Annotated in this window: 15 protein-coding genes; 11 read left to right on the top strand and 4 right to left on the bottom strand. The window is 67.8% G+C overall.

Going from position 1 to position 18,800, the window contains the following annotated elements; genetic code table 11:
* Positions 1-25: 25 nt before the first annotated feature.
* Both E0H45_RS18105 and E0H45_RS18100 read right to left on the bottom strand, forming a co-directional pair.
* The gene (locus E0H45_RS18105; RefSeq protein WP_131338733.1) at positions 26-1,327 is read right to left on the bottom strand and encodes a SidA/IucD/PvdA family monooxygenase; all 1,302 of its coding nucleotides are present in this window, start codon (positions 1,325-1,327) and stop codon (positions 26-28) included.
* 137 nt (positions 1,328-1,464) lie between these two features.
* Positions 1,465-2,247, bottom strand: coding sequence for a universal stress protein (locus E0H45_RS18100; protein WP_131338731.1), 783 nt, complete (start codon positions 2,245-2,247; stop codon positions 1,465-1,467).
* 240 nt (positions 2,248-2,487) lie between these two features.
* Between E0H45_RS18100 and E0H45_RS18095 the strand changes: the two genes are divergently transcribed.
* Positions 2,488-3,393 (top strand): universal stress protein, encoded by a 906-nt coding sequence (locus E0H45_RS18095; protein WP_131338729.1) that lies wholly within the window; start codon positions 2,488-2,490, stop codon positions 3,391-3,393.
* Positions 3,394-3,400: 7 nt separating this feature from the next.
* Here the strand turns inward: E0H45_RS18095 and E0H45_RS18090 are convergent, their stop codons facing one another.
* A complete protein-coding gene (locus tag E0H45_RS18090; RefSeq protein WP_131338727.1) occupies positions 3,401-3,961 on the bottom strand; it encodes a flavodoxin domain-containing protein in 561 nt (186 codons plus the stop codon).
* Positions 3,962-4,132: 171 nt separating this feature from the next.
* On the opposite strand from E0H45_RS18090, the gene E0H45_RS18085 reads away from it, so the two are divergent.
* From E0H45_RS18085 to narI, 5 genes are all read left to right on the top strand, one after another.
* Positions 4,133-5,395 carry a nitrate/nitrite transporter gene (locus E0H45_RS18085; RefSeq protein WP_165546502.1) on the top strand — a complete coding sequence of 421 codons (1,263 nt, stop codon included), beginning with the start codon at positions 4,133-4,135 and terminating at the stop codon, positions 5,393-5,395.
* A gap of 75 nt (positions 5,396-5,470) precedes the next feature.
* Positions 5,471-9,154 (top strand): nitrate reductase subunit alpha, encoded by a 3,684-nt coding sequence (locus E0H45_RS18080; RefSeq protein WP_202872465.1) that lies wholly within the window; start codon positions 5,471-5,473, stop codon positions 9,152-9,154.
* Positions 9,154-10,803 carry a nitrate reductase subunit beta gene (gene narH, locus E0H45_RS18075; protein ID WP_131338725.1) on the top strand — a complete coding sequence of 550 codons (1,650 nt, stop codon included), beginning with the start codon at positions 9,154-9,156 and terminating at the stop codon, positions 10,801-10,803. Before E0H45_RS18080 ends, narH begins: the two co-directional genes overlap by 1 nt.
* Entirely contained in the window at positions 10,803-11,471 is a 669-nt protein-coding gene (gene narJ, locus E0H45_RS18070) for a nitrate reductase molybdenum cofactor assembly chaperone (RefSeq protein WP_131338723.1), read from the top strand. The genes narH and narJ overlap by 1 nt, the downstream gene beginning before the upstream one ends.
* Before the next feature lie 2 nt (positions 11,472-11,473).
* Positions 11,474-12,190 (top strand): respiratory nitrate reductase subunit gamma, encoded by a 717-nt coding sequence (gene narI, locus E0H45_RS18065; protein WP_131338721.1) that lies wholly within the window; start codon positions 11,474-11,476, stop codon positions 12,188-12,190.
* 19 nt (positions 12,191-12,209) lie between these two features.
* Here the strand turns inward: narI and E0H45_RS18060 are convergent, their stop codons facing one another.
* A complete protein-coding gene (locus E0H45_RS18060; protein WP_202872380.1) occupies positions 12,210-13,001 on the bottom strand; it encodes a 2-oxo acid dehydrogenase subunit E2 in 792 nt (263 codons plus the stop codon).
* A gap of 160 nt (positions 13,002-13,161) precedes the next feature.
* Here E0H45_RS18060 and E0H45_RS18055 point away from each other — a divergent pair, with 160 nt between their 5' ends.
* The 5 genes from E0H45_RS18055 (at position 13,162) to E0H45_RS18035 (ending at position 18,733) form a co-directional block, all read left to right on the top strand.
* The gene (locus tag E0H45_RS18055; RefSeq protein WP_131338717.1) at positions 13,162-14,127 is read left to right on the top strand and encodes an Acg family FMN-binding oxidoreductase; all 966 of its coding nucleotides are present in this window, start codon (positions 13,162-13,164) and stop codon (positions 14,125-14,127) included.
* Positions 14,128-14,340: 213 nt separating this feature from the next.
* Positions 14,341-15,801: a DUF4389 domain-containing protein gene (locus tag E0H45_RS18050; protein WP_131338715.1), complete on the top strand. Its 1,461-nt coding sequence runs from the start codon at positions 14,341-14,343 to the stop codon at positions 15,799-15,801.
* Positions 15,802-15,834: 33 nt separating this feature from the next.
* On the top strand, positions 15,835-16,842 hold the full coding sequence (gene gap, locus E0H45_RS18045) for a type I glyceraldehyde-3-phosphate dehydrogenase (RefSeq protein WP_131338713.1): 1,008 nt from the start codon (positions 15,835-15,837) through the stop codon (positions 16,840-16,842).
* Between the two features lie 18 nt (positions 16,843-16,860).
* Positions 16,861-17,850, top strand: a complete 990-nt coding sequence (locus tag E0H45_RS18040) for a PEP/pyruvate-binding domain-containing protein (RefSeq protein ID WP_131338711.1) — start codon at positions 16,861-16,863, stop codon at positions 17,848-17,850.
* Positions 17,851-17,884: 34 nt separating this feature from the next.
* A complete protein-coding gene (locus tag E0H45_RS18035; protein ID WP_131338710.1) occupies positions 17,885-18,733 on the top strand; it encodes a universal stress protein in 849 nt (282 codons plus the stop codon).
* The last annotated feature ends 67 nt before the right edge of the window (positions 18,734-18,800 follow it).

Below are 18,800 nucleotides of genomic sequence, written 5' to 3'. Positions count from 1 at the left end.
TTCTCATGGGCACAGGTCCCTCCCCTTAGAGCCCGGCCGGCTCTTCGGCTGATACAGCCGTCGCCGGGATCCGGCCCCGGTGCGCGACGATGTCCCGGCAGATCTCCTCGGCCCGCTGGGCCAGCACGCTGAGCAGTGAGTCGGAGATGCCGTGCGTCTCCTCGTTGACGCCCTGGAGATAACACGCTCCGGTGCTGTTCTCGCTCAGCTCTAGTCGGTACTCACGGGACACTTCGATGTGCTCCAGTTCGAGGTCGCTCGCGAGCTCGCGGATCAGCCGTGGCATCCGGGTGTCGAAACCGGTGCCGAGGAAGACCAGGTCGCGGCGCAGTTCGGTGACGGCTCCGGTCCGGCGGTCGGTGAGCTCCAGCACCACTTCGTCCCCGGCCTCGTGGGCGGACGTGATGTCCACCATCGTGACGAGCCGCCGATCGGTGCGCTCCTCGAAGCGATCGAGGTACAGGTCGGCGTACAGGTGCTCGAGCATCGGGGGAGTGACGACGGAGTAGTTGGTCCGGTACAGCTCCCGGAGGATCTGCTCGCGCGCCGCCGGCCGGGCGTCGTAGAACTCGTCGACGAACGACGGGTAGTACATCTCGTTGGTGAACTTGCTGGACTGGTCCGAGCTCAGCCCGATGGACCGCATCAGCCAGGTGATGTCGCTGTCGTGCAGGTCGTCGCGCAGTGCGCGGAACATCTCGGCGGCGCTCTGCGAGCTGCCGACCAGGGCGACTCGGTACGGCAGTTCGCCGTCGAGCTCGGCCACCCTTTGGCGGTACTGCGTGCTGTGGATGATCCGGTCCGGGGACACGCCGGAGAGCTCCGGCGGGATGTTCGGTTCGCGGCTGCCGCCGTACACCAGGTACCTGCTGAGGATCGTCGTACCGTCGGCAAGGCTGGTGACCCAGCCTGTGACGGCTCCGGTGTCGTCGCGTTGCGGGCGGACCGCAACGCATTCACACCCCAGTCGGATCCGGACCCGGGTGAGTGAGTCCGCGACCCAGCGCAGGTACTCCGCGAACTCGACGCGGTACGGCGTGAACGTGCTCATGTTGACGAACTCGTCGAGCCGGTCGGTCTCGAACAGGTGGTTCAGGAACGAGAACCGGCTGCACGGGTCCCGCTGGGTGACCAGGTCCTTGAGGAACGACACCTGACTTGTCGCCCACGGCATCAGCATGCCGGGCTGCCACTCGATCGTCAGGTTCCGGTCGATCAGCAGGGTGTTCGCCGCGAGATCCGGCGCCAGCTCCTCGAGCGCGACCGCGAGCCCGAGATTCGATGGCCCGGCACCGATCGCCAGCAGTTCGACTTCCACAGCACCCATGTCTTCGGACATCCAAGCCCTCGCCTCCGGTCGCCACCACCTTCCTTTCGAGAGCCCTACACCACGCACCGTTGATACACAGACGGCAGTTCGGCGGCGGCGAGCAGCAGGGCCCGGAGGGTGAGGTGGGCGGTCTGTCAGCCTCCGATTGCGGCGGCGGGGATGATCGCGACGGGGCAGTCGGCGTGGTGGAGGACGGTTTGGCTGACGGAGCCGATGAGCATGCCGGCGAAGCCGCCGCGGCCGCGGGCGCCGAGGACGATGAGACTGGCGTCCGCCGACAGGCGCAGGATGTGCTCGGCGGGGTGGCCGGTGATCTGGATGAGCTCGGCGTCATGGCCGCCGCGTTTGTGAACCGCCTCCCGGAGTTGGTCGTCGGTGATCCGGTGCAGCTCGGTCCCGGTGGGCTGGGCGGCGACGACGCGTACGGCGAGGTTGTGGCGGCGGGCGTACTCGAGTCCGTAGTCGAGGGCGGTGTCGCCGGCGGAGGATCCGTCGTACCCGATGACGACGCGGGCTCCGGTGAGCTCGGCGAGGTCCGGGCGTACGACGACCACCGGGCAGCGGGCGTTCGCTGCGAGGTCGAGTCCGGTCGCACCGACGAGAGCGCCGGCCATCACGCCGAGGCCGCGGCTCCCGATCACCACGACCTCCGCGTCGCTGGAGGCCTTGACCAGAACCGTTGACGGCGTGCCCTTGTCGATGCGGGTGTCGATCTCGATGCCCGGGACCAGTCCGCGGGCCAGTCCGACTGCGCGATACACGACATCGCCGGCGCTCGACGCCGTCCCATCGGCCGCGACGGCGTGCATCAGGCGAAGGTCGCTGCCCAACGACGCGGCTTCCGCGGCGGCCCACTTGACGGCGACGTCGGTGGCGGGCGATCCATCGATGCCTACGACCACAGCTTTGTGCCTCATGCCACCTCCAGGGCTCCTCGCCTTCCAGCATCACCTGTTCGGCGGCCGCGCGCACCGGCCGTTCGGTCCCTGCGCCGCGGGACCTTTGGACCCTAGGTCCCGCGTGTCGCCCGGATCACTCGTCGAGTAGGTCGTTCGGCAGGTGCGAGTGCGGGTCGAGTGGTGGGACATCGTGGGCTGGGTGGCTCTGCTCCTTGGGGACCGACGGCGACAGGCTTGAGCTGACAGAGAGGTAGGGACATGGACACTTGGAGCCGGACCGGGCCTGTGGTTGTGGAAGTGGACGGGAGTGCAGAGAACCTTCGCGTGGTGGACTACGCGTCTGCCGAGGCGTTGCGAGTCGGCGCCGAACTGGTGCTGGTCGCGCCGTACTCTGCGCACACGCCGTTCACGCCCATGCTGCCGGGGTATGCGCCGAAGCCGTCTGCGGAGCTTGCGGACGCTGCGGTGCGGGCTGCGATGGCACATGTTCGGCACCGCGACGGGTATGCGACCGAGCTGGCAGCGGTCACCGAGGAGGGACCGCGCGTGCGGGTTCTCGCACATGCGGCGCGGGATGCGCGGATGCTGGTGGTCGGCCGATCCCGCAGTCGTGGTCCGCAGCGGCTGGTGCACACCCAGATCAACCTGACGCTGGCAGCGCGGGCCGGCTGCCCGGTGGTCGTCGTACCGCTGTCGTGGAAGCCGTCGCAGCTGGACCGGAAGGTTGCCGTGGGCATCGATGGTACGGCGTTGTCCGCGGAGGCGCTGGAGTTCGCGTTCGGGATCGCGGCGGGGCGGGAGGCGGACCTCACCGTGGTCCACTCGGGCGTTCCGACGGGACACGGGACCGCGGACGAGGAGTGCTCGTGGATCAGCCGAGCTGACCACATCCTGTCCGAGACGTTGGCACCGTGGTCGAGCCAGTTCCCGGGTGTGAAGGTGACGCGGTTCCTGAGCAGCCGGGCTCCGGCCGCGGCGCTGGTGCGCGAGAGTTGTGAGGCCGGTTTGGTGGTTGTCGGTTCACACGACGGTTCGTCGCCGGTTGACGCCGTTGCACGGCGCTCGGTTGCGGCGATGACGTGTCCGGTAGCGATCGTGCCGCATCACCTGACAGGTGCCCAACATCCGGCGGAGCGCACTGAGTCCGCCGTCCCGACTCGCTGAGCGATCGTCAGCCGAGGAAGTCGCCGGCCGTGGGGGAGTGCTCGGCCGGTGGGCGGTGCCAGGTGCTGCGTTGAGTGGCTTCGATGGCGGCGCTGACGTCGGCTGACCACGCGCGGATCTTGTCCCAGTCGCGCGCGTCGCCGCCGAGGTTGCCGGCCGCGAGCCGACGGGCCAGGAAACCCTTCGCGGTGGCCGGTTCCAGTCGGCCCGCGAACGTGACGGCCGGTGTCGCGCCGATCTCGCGGGCGAGGTGGCGGACGGCCGGCGGCATCGTCTGGTCGTCGTCCTTGTCAGGTCCGACCGGCCCGCTGTGGAAGAGCCAGACCTGGCGCTGACGGAGCGCTTCGACATTGTGACGCAGGAATCGCACCGCGTCCCGACGCCAGCGGCGGATGTAGATCGCGCTGCCCAGGACGACGGCGTCGTACGGCGCGACGTCTTTCACGCTCGTCACCTCGGCAACGTCGACGGAGTGCCCGTGCGCGCGCAACTCGTCACCGATCGCCTCGGCAATGCCCGCGGTCGCGCCCATCTTGCTGGCGTAGGCGACCAGAACCTTCTTGGACATCGGAACCTCCTTGAGAGTCACGTCCAGCACACCAGGTGGCGCGCCGGGACGGCAGTGCCGAAAGACCCGGCAAAGTCCCCGGTGGGTCCGAGGCGGGACTTTCGGCCCATTGGCAACACGAGCGACGTGCACGATGGTGGAAATTGTGACGATCTCGGATGGGGACGAGGGATGACAGCTCGTGCGGAGCGGCGTACCGGGGACGTAGTGGGTTCGCCGTGGGTGATGCTGGCCTTGGCGACGGTTGGTTTCGCCGTCAACTTCTGGGCGTGGGCGCTGATCAGCCCGCTCGGTCCGTTGTTCCGGCAGAACGGGGCGCTGGGGGCGCTGAGTGAGTCGGATGTCGCGCTGCTGGTCGCGGTCCCGGTGATCGTCGGGTCGCTGGGTCGCATCGTGGTCGGTGCGCTGACCGACAAGTTCGGCGGCCGGGTGATGTTCCCGATCGTCTCCGCGATGACGATCGTCCCGATCCTGTTCATCGCGTTCGTCGCGCTCGACTCCTACGCCCTGCTGCTGGTCGGCGGGTTCTTCCTCGGGGTCGCGGGGACGACGTTCGCGGTCGGGGTGCCGTTCGTGAACGCATGGTTCCCGCCGGAGCGGAGGGGGCTCGCGGTGGGGATCTTCGGCGCCGGCATGGGAGGTACGGCGATCAGTGCGCTGACCACCGTGAAGCTGTACGACGGTCTGGGACCAAAGACCCCGTTCCTGATCACGGCTGCCGTCCTCGCCGTGTACGCCGTCGTCGCCTGGCTGTTCCTGCGGGACGCTCCTGGACGCACAGCGCCAACAACCTCGCTGGCCCGGCGCCTAGTGGCCAACGCGAAGCTTCCGATCACCTGGCAGGCCTGTGTCCTGTACGCAGTAGCCTTCGGCGGGTACGTCGCCTTCTCGGTCTACCTCCCGGCCTACCTCAAGACCGACTACGGACTGACGCCGGCTGACGCGGCGAACCGGATGGCGGGCTTCGTCTTGGTCGCGGTGATCATGCGCCCGCTCGGCGGCTGGCTGTCGGACCGGTTGGGGCCGGTTCCGGTGCTGGCGGTCGGGTACGCCGTCGTGGTCGCTGGTGCCGCAGTCGCCGCGACCCATCCTCTGCTCGAGCATGTCGGCACGATCGCGTTCCTCGGAATGGCAGCCGCGCTCGGCTCCGGCAGTGGCGCCACCTTCGCGCTGATCGCCGAGGTCACAGAACCGTCCCGGGTCGGTGGAGTGACCGGTTTGGTCGGTGCAGCCGGTGGGCTCGGTGGGTTCGTGCCGCCGCTGGTGATGGGTTATGTGTACGGCCGGACGGAGTCCTACGCGATCGGCCTGTGGCTGCTGTCGGCTACAGCGGCTCTGACCCTCGTCCTGACTCTGACACTGGTACGGGCGACGGAGCGCGCGCACCGGACATCGCCACCCGGCGAAGAGAAGGTTTCCAAGAACGTCGCCTGAGCCGTATCTGCGTCGAGGAGAGGATTGCCGGTGAGCACTGAGGTCCAGCCCGAAGGCACAGGAGCCCCTCACGAGGTGGGTCTGGATGGAGCCTTCAGTGACGCGCTGGTGCGTACAAGACGGTTCTTCACGAAGGGCACCGTGTCGGCTGATCTGCGGACCCTGACCAAGACCGGCGGCCGGGGCGCCGACGACTTCTACCGGGATCGCTGGAGTCACGACAAGGTCGTCCGCTCGACACATGGCGTGAACTGCACGGGCTCGTGTTCGTGGAAGGTCTACGTCAAGGACGGCATCATCACCTGGGAGACCCAGCAGACCGATTATCCGTCCGTCGGACCTGACAGGCCGGAGTACGAGCCTCGTGGTTGCCCGCGCGGGGCCGCGTTCTCGTGGTACACCTACTCGCCGACCCGCGTCCGTTATCCCTACATCCGCGGCGTGCTGCTGGAGATGTATCGCGAGGCGAAGCGCCAGTACGGCGGGGATCCGGTCAAGGCGTGGGCGCACATCGTCGACAACCCGTTGCGGGCGAAGGCCTACAAGGCCGCGCGTGGCAAGGGCGGACTGGTCCGCGCGACCTGGGATGAGGCGACCGAAATGGTCGCCGCTGCCTATGTGCACACGATCAAGAAGTGGGGTCCGGATCGGGTCGCGGGCTTCTCTCCGATTCCCGCGATGTCCATGGTGTCGCACGCGTCCGGTGCCCGGTTCACCTCGCTGATCGGCGGTTCGATGCTGTCGTTCTACGACTGGTACGCCGATCTGCCCGTCGCGTCGCCACAGGTCTTCGGGGATCAGACCGACGTACCGGAGTCCGGTGACTGGTGGGACGCCGGCTATTTGATCATGTGGGGCTCGAACGTGCCGGTGACGCGGACGCCGGATGCGCACTGGATGACGGAGGCGCGCTACCGCGGACAGAAGGTGGTCGTGGTCTCGCCGGACTACGCGGACAACGTGAAGTTCGCCGACGAATGGTTGCCGGCAGCACCCGGTACGGACGGCGCGCTGGCGATGGCGATGGGGCACGTGATCCTGAAGGAGTTCTTCGTCGACCGGGAGACGCCGTACTTCATTGCCTACACCAAGAAGTACACCGACCTTCCGTACCTCGTGGTGCTGGATCCCGGCGGCGACGGTACGGCGTACCGGCCGGGGAAGTTCCTGACGGCCGCGGACCTGCCCGCGCACGCGGGGGAGGAGAACGCGCACTTCAAGACCGCGCTGATCGACTCGCGAACCGACGAGGTTGTCGTGCCGAACGGGTCGCTCGGCCATCGCTTCGGCGAGGCAGGTGCCGGGAAGTGGAACCTCGATCTCGGTGAGGTCGATCCGCGGCTGACGTTGCTCGGCTCAGGTGGTGAGTCGGTGCAGGTAGAGCTGCCGCGCTTCGACGACGCTTCAACGTCGCTGATCCGTGGCGTGCCGGTTCGGCGCGTCGGTGACCAGGTGGTCACCACGGTGTTCGACCTGATGCTGGCGCAGTACGGCGTGGGTCGGCCGGGGCTTCCGGGTGCGTGGCCGGCGTCGTACGACGATGCGGACGCGCCGTACACGCCCGCCTGGCAAGAGACGGTCACGGGTGTGCCGGCCGTGGCGGCTGCCCGGATTGCGCGGGAGTTCGCTGCCAACGCCGAGGAGTCGCGGGGTCGGTCGATGATCCTGATGGGTGCCGGTACGAATCACTGGTTCCACTCGGACACGATTTACCGGGGCTTCCTCACACTGACCACGTTGACCGGATGCCAAGGGGTGAACGGTGGCGGGTGGGCGCACTACGTCGGTCAGGAGAAGTGCCGACCGATCACCGGTTGGGCCCAGCTGGCGTTCGGGCTGGACTGGTTGCGGCCGCCGCGGCAGATGATCCACACCGCGTACTGGTACCTGCACACGAACCAGTACCGCTACGACACGTTCTCCGCGGACACCGTTGCCGCGAGCACCGGTCGTGGCCTGTTGGCCGGGATGAGCACCGCCGACGTGATCGCCAAGAGTGCGCGGATGGGGTGGATGCCGTCGTACCCGACGTTCAACCGCAACCCCCTCGACCTCGCCGATGAGGCCGCGGCGGCGGGCCGACCAGCGGCTGAGCATGTGGTCGAGCAGTTGAAGTCCGGCGATCTGCGCTTCGCCGCGGAGGATCCGGACTCACCGGAGAACTTCCCGCGCGTGCTGGCGATCTGGCGCGCGAATCTGCTCGGGTCGTCGGGCAAGGGCAACGAGTACTTCCTCAAGCACCTGCTGGGCACCGACAACTCCCTGCGCGCCACCGAGGCGGGGGACGGCCAGCGTCCGCGGGAGGTGGACTGGCACGAGCAGGCGCCCGAGGGGAAGCTGGACCTGCTGCTGACCTTGGACTTCCGGCAGACGAGTACGACGATCTTCTCCGACGTCGTGCTGCCGGCCGCGACCTGGTACGAGAAGCACGACCTCAACACCACGGACATGCATCCGTTCGTGCACTCGTTCAACCCGGCGATCGCGCCGCCCTGGCAGACCCGTACGGACTGGGACGCGTGGCAGGTGATCGCGACGAAGTTCAGCGAGCTTGCCGAGGGCAACCTGGACACCCGCCGGGACATCGTCGCCGTGCCGCTCCTGCACGACACCCCGGACGCGATGGCCAACCCGCATGGCGTCGTACGGGACTGGAAGCACGGTGAGTGCGAGCCGGTTCCTGGGGTCACGATGCCGAAGATTGTCGAGGTCGAACGTGACTACACCGCGATCGGCGCGCAGATGCAGGCTCTCGGTCCGCTGCTCGACAAGCTCGGGACCACGACCAAGGGCGTGACGTACGACGTCGCCGCCTCGATCGATTTTCTCCGGTCCAAGAACGGCGCTGTCCGCGGCGGGCCCGCAGACGGGCGGCCCTCACTCAAGCGGGACGTGCACGCGTGTGAAGCCATCCTGGCGTTGTCCGGCACCACGAACGGGCATCTTGCGACTCAAGGGTTCAAGACCCTGGAGAAGCGGACCGGGACGCGACTGCACGATCTGGCGGCCGAGCACGAGGGCAAGCGGATCACGTTCGCCGACACCCAGGCGGCGCCGGTCCCAGTGATCACGTCACCGGAGTGGTCCGGTACAGAGGCCGGCGGGCGCCGGTACTCGCCGTTCACGATCAACGTCGAGCGGCTCAAGCCCTGGCACACATTGACGGGCCGGCAGCACTTCTATCTCGACCACGACTGGATGACCGAGCTCGGCGAGAACCTCCCGGTCTACCGGCCGCCGCTGAACATGGCTGCGCTGTTCGCCGAGACGCCTGTAGGCGATGTCGGCGGTGCGGCCGTCGAGGGCGTGACGGTTCGCTACCTCACTCCGCACAGCAAGTGGTCGATCCACTCGGAGTACCAGGACAACCTGTTCATGCTCTCGCTGTCGCGCGGTGGGCAGACGATCTGGATGAGCGACAAGGACGCCGCCAAGGTCGGGGTGCAGGACAACGACTGGATCGAGGCGGTCAACCGCAACGGTGTCGTCGTTGCCCGCGCGATCGTGTCCCACCGGATGCCCGAAGGCACGGTCTACATGCATCACGCGCAGGACCGGTTGATCGACGTACCGATCGCGGAGACCTCCGGCAAACGTGGCGGCATCCACAACTCGCTGACCAGGATCCTGGTCAAGCCGAGTCACGTCATCGGGGGCTATGCGCAACTGTCGTTCGCCTTCAACTACCTCGGGCCCACCGGTAATCAGCGGGACGAGGTCACAGTGATCCGCAAGCGCAGCCAGGAGGTGACGTACTGATGAAGGTCATGGCGCAGATGGCGATGGTGATGAACCTCGACAAGTGCATCGGCTGTCACACCTGCTCGGTCACCTGTAAGCAGGCCTGGACCAACCGCGCGGGGACCGAGTACGTCTGGTTCAACAACGTCGAGACCCGGCCGGGGCAGGGGTACCCGCGGCGGTACGAGGACCAGGAGGAGTGGCAGGGCGGCTGGGAACTCAACAAGCGCGGCCGGCTCAAACTCAAGGCCGGCGGCCGGCTGAAGAAGCTCGCCACCATCTTCTCCAACCCGAAGATGCCGTCGATCCAGGACTACTACGAGCCCTGGACGTACGACTACGCGACCCTGACCGACGCTCCGGCCCAGGAACACACGCCGGTCGCGCGGCCGAAGTCGCTGATCTCCGGCAAGGACATGAAGATCTCGTGGTCTTCCAACTGGGACGACGACCTGGGCGGGTCTGCCGCGACCGCAGAGCACGACCCGGTGCTGAAGAAGGTGGGCGACAAGGTCAAGTTCGAGTTCGAGCAGACCTTCATGTTCTACCTGCCGCGGATCTGCGAGCACTGCTTGAATCCGTCCTGTGCGGCGTCGTGCCCGAGCGGTGCGATCTACAAGCGCACCGAGGACGGCATCGTGCTGGTCGATCAGGACCGCTGCCGCGGCTGGCGGATGTGCGTGTCCGGTTGCCCGTACAAGAAGGTCTACTTCAACCACCGCACCGGCAAGGCGGAGAAGTGCACGTTCTGCTTCCCGCGCGTGGAGGTAGGTCTGCCGACGGTCTGCGCCGAGACGTGCGTCGGCCGGCTGCGGTACATCGGCCTCGTGCTGTACGACGCCGACCGGGTCCTCGAGGCCGCGTCGGTAATGCCGGAGAGCGCTCTCTATGAAGCTCAGCGTTCTATCCTGCTCGACCCGCACGATCCCGAGGTGATGCGTGCCGCCGAGCGGGACGGCGTACCGCGCGACTGGATCGATGCGGCTCAGCGCTCACCGGTCAACGCGTTGATCAACACCTACAAGGTCGCGCTGCCGCTGCATCCGGAGTACCGCACGATGCCGATGGTCTGGTACATCCCACCGCTGTCGCCGGTCGTCGACGTGGTCCGCGAAACCGGCGAGGACGCCGAGAAGCGGGAGAACCTGTTCGCGGCGATCGACGTGTTGCGGATCCCGATCGAGTACCTCGCCGAGCTCTTCACGGCGGGCGATGTCGCTCCGGTCGACGGGGTACTGCGGAAGCTTGCCGCGATGCGCTCGTACATGCGCGACATCAACCTGGGCCGTGATCCGGACGGCGCGATCCCGGCCGCGGTCGGGATGGGGGAGGAGGAGATGTACGACATGTACCGGCTGCTCGCGCTGGCCAAGTACGACGAGCGGTACGTCATCCCGCCCGCCCACGCGGAGCAGGCGCACGACCTCGAAGAGGTGGCGTGTTCACTGGACTACGAGGGCGGCCCGGGGATGGGCGGCTCGGGTCCGTTCGGCGAGGGATCCGGCGGAACGACGCCGATCGCGGTCGAGAACTTCCGGATGCTGCAGGACCGTCAGACCTCGGACACGCTCGCGTCACCGGACGACAAGGCCGCGCGGGTCAACCTCCTCAACTGGGACGGCAAGGGGAGTCCGCAGGGCCTGTTCCCACCGAAGGCGGACGAGTGATGAAGCTTCCCGCCGATCAACTGACGATCGCCTGGCAGTCCGCGTCGCTACTGCTCGCGTATCCCGACAGCCAACTGCTCGGCCGGCTCGAGCTGATCCGGCGAGCCTCGTACGATCTGCCGTCCAAGATCGGAGAGTTGCTGCGGGCAACGGTCGCGAATCTGTCCGGTACGCCGCTCACCGAGTTGGAATGCGACTACGTCGAGACTTTCGACAACCGTCGCCGCCACAACCTGTTCCTGACCTACTTCTTGTACGGCGACACGCGCAAACGCGGCGGTGCGCTGCTGCGGTTCAAGCAGACCTATCTCGCGTCGGGACTCGACCTCGACCCCGGCGAACTTCCCGACCATCTCTGCGTCGTCCTGGAGTACGCCGCGACCGTCGATCACGAACAAGGGAAGCGGCTGTTGCTCGAGCACCGGGCCGGGCTCGAGGTCCTTCGCCTGTCCTTGACCGATATCAGTTCTCGCTGGGCCGGAGCCGTCGAGGCGGTCACCGCCACGCTTCCACCGCTGCGGGGAAACGAGCGTCACGCTGTGCAGAAGCTCATCGCCGAAGGACCTCCGGACGAGGAGGTCGGCCTCACCCCGTACGGCGCCGCGTTCGACACCGGCCCCGCGTCGCCAGTCCCGCTGCCGATGCCGACGTACCGCGGAGGTCGCTGAGCATGGACACGTTCCTGTGGGTCATCGTCCCGTACATCTGCCTGACCGTCTTCGTCGTCGGACACTTCTGGCGCTACCGCTACGACAAGTTCGGCTGGACGACGCGGTCGTCCCAGTTGTACGAGGACCGGCTGCTTCGTTGGGGCAGCCCACTGTTCCACTTCGGTCTGCTCGCGGTGTTCCTCGGTCACGTGATGGGTCTCGGCGTACCGAAGTCGTGGACGGAAGCCGTTGGCGTGTCCGAAGGGCTCTACCACTTCCTCGCCGTCTCGGTCGGCGCAGTGGCCGGCTTCGGCACCGTCGTCGGCATGGCCATCCTCATCTACCGCCGCCGTACGGTCGGCCCGGTCTTCTCCGCAACCACCAAGATGGACAAGACGATGTACGCCGTCCTCGCGACGGTCATCCTGCTCGGGCTGGCCAACACCGTGTTCGCGAACATCTTCGCGCACTACGACTACCGCGAAGGCGTCTCCATCTGGTTCCGCGGCATCTTCCGCTTCCAGTTGCATCCTGAGCTGATGGCCGAAGCGCCGATCACCTTCCAGCTGCACGGACTCGCCGCGATGCTGTTGTTCGCCCTGTGGCCCTTCACCCGCCTGGTCCACGTCTTCAGCGCCCCACTCGGCTACCTGACCCGCCCCTACATCGTCTACCGCAGCCGCGACACCCAACTAGGCACCCACCGCCCCCGCCCCGGCTGGGACCGAACCCGCTGAATCACCAGCGACCGCGGGCTCAGACCGGCTGCTTCCACACGATGGAGCGGTGGATGCCGTCTCCGGCGAGGAGTAGTTCGCGGAGGCGGCTGACGAAGCGGGCGGCGGGGGCGCCGTCGACGATGTCGTGGTCGACGCTGACGGTCAGCTGGAGGAACTCGCGTTCGACGAGTACGTCATGGAAGAGAATCGGGCGCCGGGCGATGCCGCCGACCACCACGCTCAGGGTGTGGAGCTGGAAGCCGATGCCCCAGCCCGCTCCGGCGCCGAACATGCCGACGGCGGTCACACCCACCGTCCCGGCCAGAGCCTGTTGACGACGCGGCAGCCGGTGCAGCGCTCCGAGCAGCGCGACCCGGACGAATCCGGGCAGCAACAGGTACGCATGCGCCCACGGCGCCTTGCGGACCGACGGGCTCAGGTGTGGATCCGTCTTGACCGCGTGGATCTCGTCGTGCAGCTCCTCGACCGTACGCCGGCCTGCGTCGCGGAGCACGTGCGTGAAGGCGAACGGCTCCCCGTCGACCTCGACCTCGACCGGCAGGCCGACATCGACCTGGTCGAAGATGACCTCACGGCCCCGCAGGTCTCGGTACGCCTGGATGCTGGGGTCAGCGGCGACCGCGCCGGCGACGCAGTGGATCACGAACGCCGTGAAGAGCCGCGTGGCTCCGTCCGCCCGCAAGGCTGACCGCGCGGAGGTGACGTCGACCTCGAAGAGGCCATGGATGGCGTGTCTGCGTCGTGCCGCCCGGCCGGTGTCGATCACCAACTGCCGGACCCACGGAACCGCTCTGACCTGTGCGCCCACAATGACCTCCTGAGCCGATCTCATCTGAATCATCGACTGTCGGGGTCACTCTCCGCACCGGCCGATCGGTCCCTCTGTGGCGGGACCTTGGGCCCGCACTGTGCTGCGGACGGGTCTTTCGCCTCTACAGATGCTGGAGCGACCAGCCTCCACTGAGAGCATGACGAGATCGGAACTTCGTTCGGCCGACCAGGAGGCTCTGCTGCGTGCGGCGGTGCTGGCTCCGTCGATCCACAACACGCAGCCGTGGCGGTTCCGGTTCGTGGGGCGGAAGGTGCAGGTGTTCCGGGTCCGGGAGCGCGAGTTGCCGGCCGAGGATCCGTCGCGGCGGATGTTGTTCGTGTCGCTGGGGGCGGCGATCTTCAACCTGAGGGTGGCGGCCGCGGCGCGGGGGATGGGCTCGGAAGTGCGCCACCTCGTCGACCAGCGGATGCCGGACCTGGTGGCGGTTGTGGAGCTGGGCGATTCGCCGGGCGAGCCGTTGGCCGGACTGGCGCCGTACCTGACGAAGCGCCGGACCAACCGGGAGCCGTTCACCGATGAGCCAGTGTCCGCACAGGTCCGGGCGGAGCTCGATCTGTGTGCGCGGGTGGAGGGTGCTGTGCTGCAGTGGATCGAGAAGCCGTCGCGGCGTTGGTGGTTGCAGGTCGCGACGAATGACGCGGTGGCGGCGGACGACGAGGACGTGGCGCGGACTGCGGAGCGGCGGCGTTGGGTTGGTGGGAGCCGGGGGAGTGACGGGGTGCCGTCCAGTGCCCTGGGCTCGCGGGTCGCCGGCGGGAATCCCGTCGTACGCGATCTGGCGGCGACGGTTGCCGATGCGGTGCGTCCGGTGGCTGAGTTCGAGCGGGAGCCGCAGCTGGCGCTGCTGGCGACTCGGTACGACGGGCCGATCGAGTGGTTGCGGGCGGGACAGGCGCTGGAGCATGTGCTGCTGGACGCGACCGCGCGTGGGTTGTCGACGTCGTTGCTGAATCAGGCGATCGAGCACGAGGAGCTCCGGGTGCAGATCAATGATCCGCTGGGTCCGTGGCAGCGTCCGCAGGCGGTGATCCGGTTCGGGTACGGTCCGGCCGTCCCGCCGACGCCGCGGCGCACTGTCGAGGATGTCCTGGTGACCGAGTGAGCGAGGGCCGGGTGGTCCGGGGCGGTCGGGACCTTGGACCCTGACGGCGGATCGTTCGTCGCGCGACTCTGGAGGTACAGGGAGATTACCGGCTCGCCGGCAGCGGACCAGGAAGATGTGGCCACGGGCCACGAGACCCACCGTCGTCAAGACGGACCCGCCCGGCGAGCCGGTCCCCGTATCCAGACTGGACGGCGCTGACGGGAGGACGTGATGAGTACGACGACGTACCCGGTCCGGGTGGATGGGGCGCTCGACGATCGGCTGAATCGCTGGTTGTGGTTGGTGAAGTGGGTGCTGGTGATTCCGCACCTGTTCGTGCTCGCCGTCTTGTGGATCGCGTTCGCGCTGCTGAGTTTCGTGGCGTTCTTCGCGATCCTGTTCGCCGGCCGCTACCCGCGCGGGATCTTCGACTTCAACGTCGGGGTGATGCGCTGGACGTGGCGGGTGCAGTTCTACGCGTACGGCGCCTTGGGCACGGACAAGTACCCTCCGTTCACGCTGCAGGACGTGCCGGACTACCCGGCGCATCTCGAGGTGGAGTATCCGGAGCACCTGTCTCGTGGTCTGGTGCTGATCAAGTGGTGGCTGCTGGCGATCCCGCACTACATCGTGGTCGCGTTCTTCGTGGGCAGCGGAACCTGGTTCGCGACGCAGGCGGACGACCGGGCCTGGGCCTGGGGCGGTGGCCTGGTCGGACTCCTCGTTCTGGTGGCGGCGATCGTGCTGCTGTTCACCGGGCAGTACCCGCGGTCGGTCTTCGACCTGGTGCTGGGAATGAACCGCTGGGCGCTGCGCGTGGCGGCGTACTCCGGCCTGATGGTCGACCAGTACCCGCCGTTCCGGCTGGACATGGGCGGTGACGATCCCGGTACGACGAAGTTGCACGAGCCACCGCCTCCGGGCCCACCGCGCGCTGACCGGACGTCGTCGGAACCGACGGCGCATCCGGGAGCACAGAGCGCCCGGATGTCGGCCGGACGGGTCGTCGCCCTCGTCCTCGGCGTTGTGGTGACGCTGGCCTCGGTCGTCGGCCTCACGGTCGGCGGAGCGCTGGCCTGGCTCGACCAAGCCCGCCGGGACTCGGCAGGCTTCGTCACGTCGGGCCAGGTGGCCATGTCCACGTCCGGGTATGCGCTGACCAGTGAGAAGTTCACGATCGACGCCGGCGCCACGACGGTCCCGCGGAGCTGGTTCGGCGACGCCCGGCTGCGCGTGGCATCGACCGACGGCGGACCGGTGTTCGTCGGTCTGGCGAGGTCGGCGGATGTCAACGCTTACCTGGCCGGCGTCGGGTACACGACAGTGCAGGCGATCGGGCCGAACAACACGACGTACGACGATCACGCCGGCGGCGCGCCCTCGACGGAGCCGTCCGCGCTGCACATCTGGCGTGTCCAGGCGTCCGGACCGGAGGAGCAGACGATCACCTGGCCGGTCGAGAACGGTGACTGGACACTCGTCGTGATGGCCGCCGATGGCAGCGGGAACGTCAGCGTCCGAGCGGACGTCGGTGCAACCGCGCCGGCTCTCGAGTGGGCGTGGATCGTGGTGCTCGCGAGTGCGGGCGTGACGCTCGTACTGGGCCTGGTCCTGGTGGTGCTGGCGGTCGTCCGGCGACAGCAGCCGGGACCTTCGGCCCTGCAACGACCGCCACTCCCACCGGTGGAATGAGTACGACGGATACCACCGACTGAAGGGTCGATCATGAGCGTACGGGTTGGGATCAACGGGTTCGGGCGGATCGGGCGGGACTACCTGCGCTGCGTGCTCGAACGCGCATCCGGTGGGGTCGAGGTGGTGGCGATCAACGATGTCGCGGCGCCGGCGACGCTGGCTCATCTGCTCCGCTACGACTCGACGTACGGCCCCTTGAAGGAGGAGGTCGGTCACACCGACAACACGATCACGGTCGGTGGCCGGACCCTGAGGGCGACAGCCGAGCGTGATCCGGCCCAGCTCGACTGGGCCGCGGTCGGCGCCGACATCGTGATCGAGTCGACCGGCAAGTTCCGCACCCAGGAAGCCGCGGGTGCCCACCTGAAGGCTGGTGCCCGCAAGGTGATCCTGTCGGTGCCGGGCAAGGACGTCGACACGACCGTCGTTCTCGGTGTCAACGAGGACGACTACGACCCGGCGACGCACCATGTCATCTCGAACGCCTCGTGTACGACGAACTGCGTCGCACCGATGGTGTCGGTGTTGCACCGGGCGTTCGGCATCGAACGCGGTCTGATGACCACCATCCACAGCTACACCAACGACCAGGTGCTGCTGGACTCTCCGCACAAGGACCTGCGGCGCGGGCGCTCCGGTGCCGCCAATCTGATCCCGACGAGTACCGGCGCGGCCCGTGCGGTCGGGCTGGTGATCCCGGAGCTGGCCGGCAAGATCGACGGCGTCGCGGTCCGGGTCCCGATCGAGGACGGCTCGCTCACCGACCTGTCGGTGGAGCTCTCGGAGCCGGTCACGGCCGAGCAGGTGAACCAGGCGTTCGCCGATGCCGCGGCCGGTCCGCTCAAGGGAATCCTGCGCTACACGACGGATCCGATCGTGTCGCGTGACATCGTGGGTGATCCGGCGTCGTGCATCTTCGACGCGCAGCTCACCCAGGTCCAGGGCCACCTGGTCAAGGTCTTCGGTTGGTACGACAACGAGTGGGGCTACACGAGCCGCCTGGTCGACCTGACCGAGCTCGTCGCCGCCTCACTGTGAGCAGTTCAGGAGGATGAGATGAACAGCGAGTACGTCGTACGACTCGACGGTGAACCGATGCGGTTCGAGGCGGACGTTGATCCGGAGCAGATCGGTGTGAAGGCAGCCCGGCTGGCCGAGCTTGCGCGTGAAGGCATCCGCGTCCCCGAGGGGTTCGTGGTGACCGCTGCGGCGTACCGCGAATTCGTCCACGACGCGGGTCTCGATCCGACGATCGCGCAGGAGATCCGCAGGTTCCGCGCCGGTCGCGACCCGGTCGTGGCTGCGGCAGAGATCCGTTCGGCCTTCCGGGACGCGTCGATGCCCGCTGTGGTGATCGACGAGATCCTGGGCGCCTACCAGGAACTCGGTGGTGACGGCACAGAGGTCGCGGTCCGCTGCAGTCCGGTGACGTCCGCGGACGACGTACAGGACGAGTTCTTCCTGCATCTCACCACAGGAGACGACGTACTCGCTGCCTGCCGGCGCTGCTTCGCGTCGCTCTACAGCACTGTTGCCGTTGGCAACCGCGAGGCCGAGGGGATCGACCACCTGAAGGTCGTGATGCCGGTGACCGTGCAGCGGATGGTGCGGGCAGACCTCGGTGGCTCGGGCACGGCCCGCAGCGAGAACACCTTCGTCCGGGTTCGCGCCTCGTGGGGTCTCGGCGAAGGAGCTGACGCCGACCAGTACTCGGTCCACCCGGGCGCGCGGCCGATGATCGTGCGGCACCGCGGCGCCAAAGTGATCAAGACCGTGTACGCCGAGCGGCGCGGTACGCGGACTGTTCCGACGACGCCCGCCGAACGCGCCGCCCTCGTGCTGACCGACGAGGAGCTTCAGGAACTCGCCCAGTGGTCGGTCGTGGCGGACAAACACTTCCGTCGTCCGACGACGCTCGACTGGGCGAAGGACGGACGATCCGGCGAGCTCTGCGTGGTCGAAGTCCGGCCGGGTGCGGCGCCTGCGGTGACGATCTCCGCGCGCGGCCAATCCGTCCTCGAACCCTCGGCGGCACGGCACTGGTGACCGCGAGGTTCGACGTACGAAGGGAATCGGAGTGATGACGAAGTACATCCTCGTCGGTGTCGACAACACGCCTGAGGCACAGATCGCGCTGCGCTGGGCCGTCGACGCGGCGCAGCGGCGCGATCTGCCGGTACGGGTGGTGCGGGCCTACCTGGACGAACTCAAGCAGTGGCCCGCGGTGAGCATGACCGGCTACGTGCCGGCGGCGATGCCGCTGGGTGCGTTGCAGCACGAGCTCGACGAGGCGGTGCAGTTCGCCCGTGACCGGCTCGGGTACGAGGGTGGGTCCGGGTGGCTGGCTGCCGAGGATCCGTCGGACGCGCTCCTGTTGGAGGCCGACGGGGCCGAGATGGTCGTAGTCGGCTCACGGTCGCGGAGCAGGATGTCGGCTGCGGTGCTCGGCTCTGTGGCGACGGCGGTCGCGGCCAAGGCTCCGTGTCCGGTGGTCGTAGTGCGCGGCGAACGCCGTACCGGACCGATCGTCGTCGGCACGGACGGTTCGCCTGACTCCGAGGACGCAGTGCTGTTCGGGTTCGAGGAGGCATCGCGGAGCGGACAGCCGCTGCGGGTCGTGTACTGCTGGCAGCCGCAGGCGGAGCACGCGGCGTCGGTGGCCGGCGCCAATGCACTGCTGAAGACCTGGCTCGCCGAGAGTCTCGCGGCGTACCGGGACAAGTACCCGATGGTCGACGTACGCGCTTCCGTTGCCGAGGGACGAGCCAGTACGCGATTGATCAAGCTGTCGAAAACCGCCTCGCTGGTCGTCGTCGGCTCGCGCGGCCGTGGCGGCGTCGCCGGCCTGCTGATGGGGTCCGTCAGCCAGAGCCTTCTGCACCACGCGGACTCGCCTGTCGCGATCGTCCGCCGGCACGAGCAGTCATGATGCGCAACTTCCTGACCGTCTCACAGCACGCACTCCGGACGGAGTCTTCTACTAACAACCTGTACTG

The sequence above is a fragment of the Kribbella soli genome (assembly GCF_004331345.1).
Taxonomy (GTDB): domain Bacteria; phylum Actinomycetota; class Actinomycetes; order Propionibacteriales; family Kribbellaceae; genus Kribbella; species Kribbella soli.
Note: the sequence above shows the minus strand (reverse complement) of the source record. Positions and strands in the feature narration are given on the sequence as shown.

Coding starts and splice junctions, on each gene's coding strand:
- E0H45_RS18095 (WP_131338729.1), top strand. CDS start 2,488: ATGGACACTTGGAGCCGGACCGGGCCTGTGGTTGTGGAAGTGGACGGG.
- E0H45_RS18105 (WP_131338733.1), bottom strand. CDS start 1,327: ATGGGTGCTGTGGAAGTCGAACTGCTGGCGATCGGTGCCGGGCCATCG.
- E0H45_RS18100 (WP_131338731.1), bottom strand. CDS start 2,247: ATGAGGCACAAAGCTGTGGTCGTAGGCATCGATGGATCGCCCGCCACC.
- narI (WP_131338721.1), top strand. CDS start 11,474: ATGGACACGTTCCTGTGGGTCATCGTCCCGTACATCTGCCTGACCGTC.
- gap (WP_131338713.1), top strand. CDS start 15,835: ATGAGCGTACGGGTTGGGATCAACGGGTTCGGGCGGATCGGGCGGGAC.
- E0H45_RS18055 (WP_131338717.1), top strand. CDS start 13,162: ATGACGAGATCGGAACTTCGTTCGGCCGACCAGGAGGCTCTGCTGCGT.
- E0H45_RS18040 (WP_131338711.1), top strand. CDS start 16,861: ATGAACAGCGAGTACGTCGTACGACTCGACGGTGAACCGATGCGGTTC.
- E0H45_RS18035 (WP_131338710.1), top strand. CDS start 17,885: ATGACGAAGTACATCCTCGTCGGTGTCGACAACACGCCTGAGGCACAG.
- E0H45_RS18085 (WP_165546502.1), top strand. CDS start 4,133: ATGACAGCTCGTGCGGAGCGGCGTACCGGGGACGTAGTGGGTTCGCCG.
- E0H45_RS18090 (WP_131338727.1), bottom strand. CDS start 3,961: ATGTCCAAGAAGGTTCTGGTCGCCTACGCCAGCAAGATGGGCGCGACC.
- narH (WP_131338725.1), top strand. CDS start 9,154: ATGAAGGTCATGGCGCAGATGGCGATGGTGATGAACCTCGACAAGTGC.
- E0H45_RS18050 (WP_131338715.1), top strand. CDS start 14,341: ATGAGTACGACGACGTACCCGGTCCGGGTGGATGGGGCGCTCGACGAT.
- narJ (WP_131338723.1), top strand. CDS start 10,803: ATGAAGCTTCCCGCCGATCAACTGACGATCGCCTGGCAGTCCGCGTCG.